2 protein-coding genes are annotated in these 2388 nt (G+C 62.1%); both read right to left on the bottom strand.

The genetic code is table 11. The features are described from left to right. The coding region (locus VBE63_RS27525) for a DUF5666 domain-containing protein (RefSeq protein ID WP_323686179.1) at positions 1–1424 on the bottom strand (1424 nt) is incomplete at its 3' end. Between the two features lie 86 nt (positions 1425–1510). Beyond that, on the bottom strand, positions 1511–2388 hold an 878-nt coding region (locus tag VBE63_RS27520), incomplete at its 5' end, for a DUF6502 family protein (RefSeq protein ID WP_323686178.1).

Raw genomic sequence — 2388 nt, 5'->3', positions numbered from 1 at the left:
TCGTCGTTCAGATCACCGTCGTCATCAAATTCATCGCCTGCCAGCGCAACTGCGGACGCGGATTCCACTTTCTCGGCGATACCGTCTGCCGGTGTTGTGTCTGTGACTTCCACCAGATCGCCGATAGTGAGACTGGCGAAGAAGCTGGCTGCATCCAGATCCCGGTCATCCTCACCCTCGAACTCGGCGCCAGCCGTCTCGTATTGCAGCCCGAGAATGGTGATGCTGGCTCCGGCGACAAAGGATTGTACCGGGCCGCGTACGACTTCCTCGTCCAGCTCGTCGTCACGCGCTACCCGCGTTGCCAGCAGGCGATCCCCTTCCTGAATGGCCTCCACTTCCACTGCGTCTCCGGTGCGTAGGTCGGCGAGCGTGATAAAGCGATCATCGTCCTCGTCGTCCTTGAACAGTGTGCGGCTGTCCGTCACCACCGTGACTTCGCCAGTAAAGAATCCCAGCGTCAGAGACCTCTCGCCCGCGTCAATGGCCTGGACCATGGCCTCAAGCTGTATGCGCCCGCGCCGGCTGCGGATCTCGGCAGCTACCAGCGTGCTGCCGTTCCAGGTGCCATCCACCTCGACCACCAATCGGTTGCCGAGTTGCAAATCTCCGGGGGTTCGCGTGGCGCTGCGGGCATCTACCGCCACGCCATTTACGCGGAACTGGCCGGCATTCTGGAAGTCGCTGATACTGCCCTGTACGCGCGCTTCTGCATTTGTCTGCAGCTGCTCTTCCGCGGATGGTGCTGGGTCTATCCGAGTTGCCAGCAAGGTGTCGCCCGCAGCGTTGAGTGTGCCGCGCACCACCACCGCCTGCCCATTACTCAGCTCGTCGCCGTTCAGGTTGATCATCGCACTGCTGGCATCCACAGGGATGTTGCCCAGCACAAAGCTGAAGCCCGCAAGCTGAGAGATGCTGCCTTCGGCGCGCACCTCGGTGAGCCCGGGTTCAAAGGGTGCATTCACTTCTATGCGCGTGGCGCGCAGGCGGTTCAGCTCATCGCGGAAGCCCGATACTGTCACCAGATCCCCGGTGCTCAGGGTGAGAAAGGTGGTTCCGGCGTATACCGTTGCTGTGCGCTCAGCGATAACTGTCTGACCGAGCACTTCGAGGCGCAGGCTATTGGCGTCTGCATCCAGCTCAATGGCAGTCACCGGGCCGCGCAGTCCTTGCCTGACGGTAACTTGCTCGGCGATGGCACTCACACCGTCTTCGTTCAGATTGCCGCGCACCGTACCGACCATGCCGGGGCGCAGCTCAGACTCAACAGCGGCCGCGCCGTCAATGGTGATCTCTGCATCTTCTACCTCAAAGCGTATGCCGTTGACGAAAATGCTGCCGGTACCATCGATGGTGCCCGTGCTGATCAGCGCGCCGGTGCCGCCAATGCCCCCGCTGCCACCGCCGCCGATGGCCGAGCTCACGGCAGCCAGACCACCCCCGCCACCGCCGCAGGGGGTGCCCAGGGCCAGCAGGCAGGCGATACCAAGTGTGCGCAGCAGGGGGGCGTTCATGATGTCGGTTCCTTGGTCGGTGTTTGGGCGATCAGTGTGTCGTCGTAGTAGTGAATGCCAACCGCTATATAGTGCGGTGTCGCACCCTCGGGGTTGTCGGCTTCAATCTCATGCGCTGATAACCAGCGATGATACGTTTCCAGGAGTTCCTGGGATTTGCGGTTGGAGAACTCACGAAAGGCGGGCACGGCCTCGGCGCGCACCGCCGGGTTCGATACCTTGCGCTGGAACACGCGCAGTGCGCGCTGTTCATCGCTGGTGGCAATATTGTGGCCGATGCTGTACAACAGTTCCGCAGTGTCCCGGCCCAATATGTCAATGCGGTTGACCGGTGTGCTGGTCGGTAGATAGGCCCGTTCCAGCAGTCGTACGCCGCTGGCGTCTGGAGCCACTGTCTGACTACCCTGCAGTATCTTCAGCATGGCAGTAGGCGGGACATCTCCGCTGTAGTCGTGCACCAGGGTGGCAAAGCTGTGCTCGCCCTCAAGTGCCAGTACTGCGGGCTCACCGTTGGGGTCGAGGAAGCGCGCGTCGGCCAGCCAGCCGCTGACCACGCGGATCGCGCGATTGTAGCGTTGCTCGGTATCGCTGCCGCTGGCTACATCGAGGTCTGCCAGACGGCGGGTTTCCTTGCGCGTCAGGCCTGTGAGCGCAGAGACCCCCGACACGGTGGCCCTGAGCCCGGCCGTCTGCATATGCTCAAAGGCTTCGTCCACATAGGCCTTGCGCGCCAGTTCTGCAAAGGTACCGTAGGCCATGCCATGGCGCAGCAGGATGCGCACCAGGGGGCGCAACAGCCGCAGCACGGCATGGCGCAAGGCTTGGGAAATAACATCGTTCACGATTGGGAAAATAATCCCAATTTCTGTGTGCG

Source organism: Lamprobacter sp., assembly GCF_034860625.1.
Taxonomy (GTDB): Bacteria; Pseudomonadota; Gammaproteobacteria; order Chromatiales; family Chromatiaceae; genus Lamprobacter.
Note: the sequence above shows the minus strand (reverse complement) of the source record. Positions and strands in the feature narration are given on the sequence as shown.